The organism is Streptococcus lactarius (genome assembly GCF_016642265.1).
Lineage (GTDB): Bacteria > Bacillota > Bacilli > Lactobacillales > Streptococcaceae > Streptococcus > Streptococcus lactarius.
In genome coordinates this window covers 149359-158178 of record NZ_MRXX01000003.1, presented here as the reverse complement: position 1 = coordinate 158178, position 8820 = coordinate 149359, and the positions used below count along the sequence as shown (strand labels likewise).

Below are 8820 nucleotides of genomic sequence, written 5' to 3'. Positions count from 1 at the left end.
ACGAATGACCGATTTCTGTCCCACTCTCCCTATTCTTACAACAAATGTGCTTCGTGTTTTTGGAAGACTTCTTTTCCAAGCTCTACTAACTTGGTGATCAAATCTGTATAGTTGAGTCCCATATTGTCCCAAAGTAAGGGATACATAGACCATTGGGTAAAGCCTGGCATGGTATTGAGCTCATTTAAGAAGATCTCTCCTTTATCCGTATAGAAGAAATCACAACGAGCTAAGCCCAAACCACCGATCGCACGAAAGGCTTTTTCTGCGTTGGTTCGCATTATTTTCACAACCTCAGGGTCCAATTGAGCTGGAATAGCCATGGTAATTTTGTTATCGATGTATTTGGCATCATAATCATAGAAGGCCACATCTTTGACAACTTCACCTGGCAAAGTACTTTTCACATCATAGTTTCCAAGAAGGCCAACTTCGATTTCACGCGCATTAACCCCTTGCTCAACCAAAATTCGGCTATCGTATTTGAAGGCTAACTCAAGAGCAGTCCGAAGTTCTGTTTGGCTTTCAGCTTTTGAAATTCCGACGCTAGAACCCATATTGGATGGTTTGGTGAAGACGGGATAAGAGAGAGTCGCTTCAATTGTAGCAATTTTTTCATCTATGTCATCGCCTTCTACCACAGCTACATAAGGAACTTGCGGAATCCCTGCAGATTCCAAGACCCGTTTGGTCGTGATCTTGTCCATCGCTACACTAGAGGCTAGGATACCACAGCCAACATAAGGCATTTTCAAGACTTCTAAAAATCCTTGAATGGAACCATCTTCCCCCATCGGTCCGTGAAGAACCGGAAAAACAACCGCCCCTTCCTTATAAATCGCTGATGGTGCCACTTTTTTAGACCAATCGATCGTCTCATTGGTCATCAATTTCTCATCATCCGCTGGCTTCTCTTCAAAAGCTTGCGTCTGGATGAAATCTCCTGATTGCGTAATAAAGTAGGTTTGAACTGAAAATGCTTGGTAATCAATCGCGCGCATCACGCTTTCTGCTGAAAGAACAGATACTTTACGCTCTGCACTGCGTCCACCATACAATAGGATTAAGTCTTGTTTACTCATAGTTTCTCCCTAATTGTTCCCTTGATTTCTTACTTGATAGTATACCACAATGACCGTCCTTGTGAAAGGACTACCCTTATAATTCTGTCCGATTTTCGATCGCACGGAGCAAGGTCACCTCGTCCGCATACTCGATATCGGCTCCAACTGCTAGACCTCGTGCTAAACGAGTCACCTTGATACCAGCTGGTTTGAGGACGCGTGAGATATACATAGACGTTGCTTCCCCATCTGCCGTCGCATTGGTCGCAACGATCACCTCTGTAACCGTTCCATCCATCAAGCGACTAAGCAAACTCTTGAGATTGATGTCATCAGGTCCCACACCATTCATGGGCGAGATCAAGCCGTGTAGGACATGGTAGCGACCGTGGTATTCTTGGATATTTTCCATAGCAGAGACATCTCGGCTATCTTCTACAACAAGAAGAATGGATGGATCTCGCGTTTCGTCTCGGCAAATCTCGCAAGTCTCTTCATCGGTCAAATTGCCACAAATACTACAATAGCCCAACTCACGCTTGGCATTGAGTAAGTTCTTGGCAAATTCATTGACATCATCATCCGACATACCAATGGTGTAAAAAGCGAGACGGGTCGCTGTTTTGATCCCAATTCCTGGCAACTTCGAATAGCTGTCAATTAATTTTGCAATAGGTGCTGGATAGAGCATAGTTTCCTTTCTAATTCATAGGGTGTTTCTGATTGTATAAATTGATAATGTCGCGCGTAATCGAATTGCTGACCGTCGCTTGGAGATTGGTATTATGCGGAAAGACCACTGCGACCGCAATCTTGGGGTTGTTTGAAGGGGCGTAAGCCACCACATTGGTATTGATAGCTTGCTTGCCACCGTCTACAGATGTTTCAGCAGTACCGGTCTTGGCACTGATGGGCACACTGGCCCCACGACCAACCGTTTTCCCTGTCGTTAACCCACTCGTCCCATTGGCCACTTGGTAGAAGCCTTGCTTGATCAAAGCCATATCTTCAGCCGAGATATGGACTTGATTGAGTTCTTTGGTTTCAATCGTCTTTTTCAACTGACCAAGTCCACCTTCTGCATTATTGTCATAGATACCTTCGACGACATGAGGACGAACCCGCTTGCCATCATTGGCAACTGTTGCCGCATATTGGGCCAATTGCATTGGAGTATAGTTGTCAAACTGACCAAAAGCATTGGTCAAATAATTACCAACTGTGTACTCTTTCGGGATAAAACCGGTCGATTCATTGGGAAGGTCAATCCCCGTTGACGTTCCAAGACCATACTCGGCAAAGGTTGAACGCAATTTTTTCATGGCCGGATCGACCTGATCAATTTGTAAGGTCATATTGGGACGATAAGGTTGTCCCATCATCTTGAGGGCAATTTGGACCATATAGGTATTGGAAGAGTATTCCAAAGCTTCCACCGCATTGATGGAACGGCTACCGTATTGGGTGAACCAAGAATTAATAGGAGCAGATCCTGCAAAAACAATGGGCTGATCGGTCAGCACCTGATTGCCGGAAATGGCACCATTTTCCCAACCAGAAGACAAGGTGGCTCCTTTGACTACAGAACCTGGGACAAAAACATTGGTCACAGTCCCCAAAGCATCTGCTGATAAATCTTGGCTGCCGATTTGGTGTTTAATACCAGCCATGGCAAGGACTTTCCCCGTATCAGGCTCTAAAGCAACCGCGTAGACGCCTTCGGAGAAGGTGGCATTTCCTGCTTGTAACTCAGAGCTAAAGGCAGAGCGAAGAATGTCCTCCACTCCTTTTTGGAAATCCAAGTCAATCGAGAGCTTGAGGTTTTCCCCTTTGGCCCCTTTTGCGATGTCGACTACCTTTTCCATGTTGCCATTTTTATCGAGGAGAATTTCTTTTTCACTTCGTTTTCCTTGAAGGACTTCCTCATACTCCTTTTCAAGATAAGAGGTTCCAACACGGTCGTTGAGTGCATAGCCTTTTTTAACATACTGGTCGACCTCTTCGGCAGGAAGCCCAGCCTGCTCGGTCGAGACACTTCCGATGATAGAAGCAAGGGGCGTATCCAGAACCTTACGGTCCCAGCTAGTGGTAATTGCAATGCCTGGAAGGTCCTTACTATCAGAAGCAATCGTTGCGATTTGTTCAGCCCCTAGTGGCTGCGTTGAAATAATCCCCGTCGCAAAGTTCTCCACAGCATTCATCTGGCTGTAAAGATAAATGATCTTTTTTTCATCATCTGTATAGCCAAGTTTTGAGGGATCAATACTATCCACTGCCGCTTGATAAATCTTGGCTTCCGGCAAGCGGTTGCCATCGGTGTCAAATTTCTTTTTGTCAGACAAGTGGTCTACCACTTCTTTGTATACCTTGGTATTAGCAAGATAATAGTCCACTTCCTGCCGTTCGGTCACCTTAGGATTCTCCACATCAACATACTGCAAGAGTTTTCCAGCGGTCTCTCTCATTTCTTGGGCCGTCATTTTCCGATCCCGCGTAAAGGTCAAGACTTGCTTTCCAACATTTTCCACCAAGGGCTTCCCAGCGGCATCATAGATTTGTCCTCGCACACTTCCTTGCTTGACTGTCTTTTTCGTTGCCTTAGCTAATTTATCCGTGTAGTAAGCTTGGTGGGTAATCTGCATGTAGCCAAGCCGGGCAATCAGAACCAAAAAAAGAAGACAAATCAAACTAAATAACAGATAAAGTCTGCGTGTAATCGAATGATTTTCAAACTTCCGTATTTTTTTCTTCATGAACTTTTTGCCCTTCTATTCTCTGTAACACTTACCTTCCATTTTACTATTTTTCGATCTGTATCTCAAGAAAAGGAAGAGCAATTTACATTATTTTTTTATCATTTCACAATAGAAAAAGAGTCTTTCGACTCCTCACTAATAGGTCACAACGTTGATCGTTCCTTTGTCATACTCAGCAATGAAAATATCCAAAACGTTGTCATAGCCTTCTTTTTTCAATTCAGCTAGCAACCACTCTTCACTTTTCCCAATGGTTTCCAAAATTTCAAGCTGAACCACGCCATCAGTAATGATCGGGTATTTAGGATTTTCATCCCCCACACGGACAACGATCAATTGACCATTTTGTTCAATCACAGCACGCCTCACATCTTTTAATTGAAAAATCCCTTGTCCACGTAATTTCAAGGCAACGTCTGAAGCAGAAAGTCCCTTGGAACGACAAGCTTCAGGATCAATCTTGCCATTTTTTATAATGACCGTTGGTTTGCCATCGATTAAGTGCTTCATAAAACGGACGTTGGTATTGAGCCATTTTAAAAGTAGAATTAAAATGGTCCACATCAAGAGAATGACCACATATTGGAGAATCGTAATCGAACTATTGTAGATGACCCCGCCGATAATCCCACCAAGAACGAAGTTTTGAACTTGGTCAGTCGCTGAACTAGGTGCAAGATTGCCTTTCCCGGTCACATTGATGACAAACACCAATGAAATCAGACCTAGCGCTAATTTGATAAAAATTTCAATAAAATTAAATGTCATTTGCTGACCTCCACGAGTTCTACATCTGTCTTATACAGATTCATTTTTTCTAATAAGTAGCTATCTGGATCCGATCCAGCGATCGCCCGATAATAATCCTTTCCGACTTTTAGAATCGCCCCATCTGTAGTTGCAGACGTATTAACATAGACGGTTTCTTTTTTAACATCTAATTCTTTTGAAATTACTTCAATAAAATGCAGGGAGCGTTGGAATTGGTCGTTATTACTTTTACTAATTTGGAAATTGCTGATCCCGATCAAGGCCACTGTAACCAGAGTCAAAATGGAAATAATGGATAATTCACGGAATTTGCTATCGTGCTTATCCCGATAGGCTTTGACCGCAAAAAATCCAGTCAGTACAATCAGAAAAATCGAGATCCCGATAGTCACCCAATTTTGCTGGCTGATCTGACTCAATACATAGTCATAGGAGTAAAATTTCATAGGGGACACCCTTTCATTCAGTGAATTCAAACTATTATAAATGATTTCAATGGAGATTTCAAGGCATTCAGATCAGAAAAAAACTAAATTTTTGTTATAATAAAATTATCTATTTTGTCAAGAAAAGGAAATACAATGAAACTGATCTCATGGAATATCGACTCCCTAAACGCAGCATTGACCAGCGATTCTGCGCGTGCCAAATTATCACAAGACGTCCTCCAAACCTTGGTGGCCGAAAATGCGGATATCATCGCTATCCAAGAAACCAAGCTCTCAGCTAAGGGCCCTACTAAAAAACACCTTGAAGTACTAGAAGAACTCTTCCCGCAGTACGAAAATACTTGGCGCTCTTCTCAAGAGCCTGCTCGTAAAGGCTATGCTGGAACCATGTTCCTTTATAAGAAAGAACTCACTCCAACTGTCACTTTCCCAGAAATTGGCGCCCCATCTACCATGGATTCAGAAGGTCGCATCATTACTCTAGAATTTGATACATTTTTCGTCACTCAGGTCTACACACCAAACGCTGGTGATGGCCTCAAACGTTTAGAAGAACGTCAAGTCTGGGATGTCAAATATGCGGAGTACTTAGCTCAACTAGACAAGCAAAAACCTGTCCTAGCAACAGGAGACTACAACGTTGCCCACAAGGAAATTGACCTTGCCAACCCAGCCAGCAACCGCCGTTCACCAGGTTTCACAGATGAAGAACGCGCAGGCTTCACCAACCTTTTAGCAGCAGGATTTACTGACACCTTCCGCCACCTCCACGGCGATGTCCCTGAGCGCTATACGTGGTGGGCACAACGCAGCAAGACATCAAAAATTAACAACACTGGCTGGAGAATCGACTACTGGCTCACAAGTAACCGTGTGGCAGATAAGGTTACCAAGTCAGACATGATCGACTCAGGCCCACGCCAAGACCACACACCGATTGTCTTGGAGATTGAATTGTAAGGATTTGCTTTATGAACTATAATGCCGTTATTCCCGAGTTTATGGTCTCAAATATAGAACAGTCCCGTTCCTTCTACTGTGATTTGTTGGGTTTTACCATCGAATACGAACGACCAGAAGAAAACTTTCTCTTCCTATCTCTTGAAGATTGCCAGCTCATGCTAGAGGAGGGGACAAAGGATGAATTAGCTGAACTAAACTACCCCTTTGGTCGAGGAGTCAACATCTCCTTTGGCATCAAGGATGTCCCTAGGCTCTATCAGAAATTGTTAGAAGCCAACTATCCTATTCATCGCCCATTAATTAAAAGAAAATTTCGTGTTGGTGATCATTATATCCATCCTCATGAATTTGCAATTCTGGATCCAGATGGCTATTTTTTAAGATTTAGTGAATAGAATGATCATCACCCGTCTATGAACTATACCCAAAAATCTATTTTTTTAAGTCCAGTTCAATAGCGGGTGATTGATTTATCTTTCATATTAAAGAATGAGACAAACTAACATTCGAGACCTAAAAAAACCGGAGCCCTCACATGACGGCTCCGACTTTTTTTATCCTCATTGATGGAACAATGATGGTTTTTTTATTTTTTCTTTTCGATATGATCTTTAAGATCTTCTTGGGCTTTTTTATTGGATTTGGCTTTTTCTTTCAACCAAGTTTCCTTGGCCTTATCAAATTCTTTTGTGGTCACTACATCATCGGTCAATTTCAGATATTTGTAGTTACTTCCTGTTCCTTTTGTACCAACCCAGGAAGAAGCACGGCTATATGGTACTGTCCGTTGAAGCATTGGTGCTCCACCATTTGAAACGGTTGGAAGCGTAATGGAACTATCTGTCAACCAAGCTTGGGCTGTAGCATATTTTTCATAGCGTTTTGCTTGATCCAATAATTCAGCATCCGCATCTTTTAACATATTCGCGTACTGATCCAAGCCAACTGCTGCGATGGCTGGGTTGTTTGATCCTGCATCAATACCAAGATAGTATGAAACGGAACCGTTCACTGGACTGATACTTTCAAGATAAGTTGATGGGTCTTGATAGTCTGGTTGCCATCCGCCACCTGAGATATCATAGTCTCTAGCTGCTGCATTATCACTGAAGTAGGTGATGTTTTGGAAATCATCATCTGATACTTTTTGAAGATCCACCACAACATTTTCCGCACCAAGGGTTGATTCTACAGACTGTTTGAAGGAGCTAGCTTGTTGGACCATGCTGCTGTCCACTTGGCTGACAATGTAGTCCAAATGGATCGGGAATTGAACCCCTTGTTTTTGCAATTCAGCTTTGGCTTTGGCAAATGAAGCTTTGGCCTTTTCAGGATTATAGAGGCTTGTTTGACCATCTTCTAGGCTAACACCCTTCCATTGATCTCCATAAGTCACCAATTGTTTTTCAACGGCTTTTCCAAAGTCTTCTCCATTGATTTGGACATAAGTTGGGGGTACCAAAGTGCTACGAAGAGTCTTCTCAGCAGCATCTGAACCTGAAACTTGCGCCGCATACGATTTACGGTCAAAGGCAAAGTTCACTGCTTGACGGAAGTCCTTGTTCAAGATAGCTTTCTTGGTAGAAGCTTTTTGCTCATCTGTTGTTTTAGCGGTGTGATCATACTTTTGACGATCCAAGTTAAAACCAAGATAGTAAGAAGTACCCAGTTGCAAGCCATAGACGATATTGTTGCCAAAGTTCTTCTTCACATTCTTATAAGTAGAGCTGTTTGGCATTACACCCGCAAAGGAGTATTGACCTTTTTCAAAGCCTTTGATAATTGAATCTGGGTTTGATCCATCATTGAAGGTCAATTTAACATTGTCAATGTGAACATTTTTAGCATCGTAATAGTCTTTGTTTTTCACCAACTCGATTTCAGATTTAGAAGTTAATGATTTCAAGTAGTAAGGACCATTGTACAAGATGCTGCTAGGTTTCAAGGAACCAAAATCTTTTCCTTGAGATTCCAAGAACTTAGCATTAACTGGGAAAAGAACACCTGAAGTTGTTTTGGAGTTCCAGAAGCTTTCTGGACGGACCAAGGTATATTGGATGGTGTGGTCATCTAAAGCTTTCACTCCGACGGTATTAAAGTCCTTGGTTTCCCCTTTGACGTAAGCATCCAAACCTTTGATCGAATTTTGAATCAAGAAGAGACCTTCTGATTTTGCTGCGACGGCATGTTGGATCCCTGTTACGAAGTCTTGAGCCGTTACTTTTCCATACTCTTCCCCTTCGCTGGTATACCATTTGGCATCTTTACGAAGTTTGTAGGTATAGGTTAATCCATCTTCAGAGACAGTCCAATCTTCTGCTAGACTTGGCACAAAGTTCCCGTATTGGTCATTTTCAAGAAGACCATCCACCAGGTTACTAGTGATATCTGAAGTTGTTGTACGAGTCGCTGTAATGTAATCCAAGGTATTTGGATCAGCCGAATAAACAAACGAGTAGGTTGCTTGTTTACTACTACCACCGCCACATGCTGCTAAGAGAAAAGCACCTGCAATAGAAACTCCTGCAAGAGCTAACAGTCTTTTTGCTTTCATCACGATCTCCTTATGTTAGATTTTTTATCATTATACACTATTTCTTAAAAAAAACCAAATAATTTTAGAAAATGTTCGTTTTTTATGAATGAATATAATAAGATGTCAAGAAAGGATGACATCGGTCGCAATAAAAATAGTCATTGTTAGCTAAATCAGGACATCCTATCCGATCAACTAGCCTCTTGACCGCTCTTTTAATAAATATGCGTTTCCATGCAAAAAGAGGCTGGGACAAAATCCTTAGCCTCTCAATTGTTTTT

The 8820-nt window shown here is 42.3% G+C and carries 8 protein-coding genes; 2 read left to right on the top strand and 6 right to left on the bottom strand.

Annotated features, from left to right (window positions below):
- Positions 1 to 35 precede the first annotated feature (35 nt).
- The 5 genes from BTU61_RS02945 to BTU61_RS02925 form a co-directional block, all read right to left on the bottom strand.
- Complete coding sequence (locus BTU61_RS02945) at positions 36 to 1082, bottom strand: D-alanine--D-alanine ligase (RefSeq protein ID WP_200772263.1); 1047 nt, start codon at positions 1080 to 1082, stop codon at positions 36 to 38.
- 76 nt (positions 1083 to 1158) lie between these two features.
- Positions 1159 to 1755: a recombination mediator RecR gene (gene recR, locus BTU61_RS02940; protein WP_187540902.1), complete on the bottom strand. Its 597-nt coding sequence runs from the start codon at positions 1753 to 1755 to the stop codon at positions 1159 to 1161.
- 10 nt (positions 1756 to 1765) lie between these two features.
- Positions 1766 to 3817, bottom strand: coding sequence for a penicillin-binding protein PBP2B (gene pbp2b, locus BTU61_RS02935; RefSeq protein ID WP_200772262.1), 2052 nt, complete (start codon positions 3815 to 3817; stop codon positions 1766 to 1768).
- A gap of 138 nt (positions 3818 to 3955) precedes the next feature.
- Positions 3956 to 4588, bottom strand: a complete 633-nt coding sequence (locus tag BTU61_RS02930; protein WP_200772261.1) for a DUF421 domain-containing protein — start codon at positions 4586 to 4588, stop codon at positions 3956 to 3958.
- Positions 4585 to 5037: a DUF3290 family protein gene (locus BTU61_RS02925; protein WP_200772260.1), complete on the bottom strand. Its 453-nt coding sequence runs from the start codon at positions 5035 to 5037 to the stop codon at positions 4585 to 4587. The genes BTU61_RS02930 and BTU61_RS02925 overlap by 4 nt, the downstream gene beginning before the upstream one ends.
- A gap of 135 nt (positions 5038 to 5172) precedes the next feature.
- Between BTU61_RS02925 and BTU61_RS02920 the strand changes: the two genes are divergently transcribed.
- Entirely contained in the window at positions 5173 to 6000 is an 828-nt protein-coding gene (locus BTU61_RS02920) for an exodeoxyribonuclease III (RefSeq protein ID WP_200772259.1), read from the top strand.
- Between the two features lie 11 nt (positions 6001 to 6011).
- Positions 6012 to 6398, top strand: coding sequence for a bleomycin resistance protein (locus BTU61_RS02915; protein ID WP_200772258.1), 387 nt, complete (start codon positions 6012 to 6014; stop codon positions 6396 to 6398).
- Positions 6399 to 6589: 191 nt separating this feature from the next.
- Here BTU61_RS02915 and BTU61_RS02910 read toward each other — a convergent pair whose 3' ends face one another.
- Complete coding sequence (locus tag BTU61_RS02910) at positions 6590 to 8557, bottom strand: peptide ABC transporter substrate-binding protein (RefSeq protein WP_200772257.1); 1968 nt, start codon at positions 8555 to 8557, stop codon at positions 6590 to 6592.
- Positions 8558 to 8820: the final 263 nt, after the last annotated feature.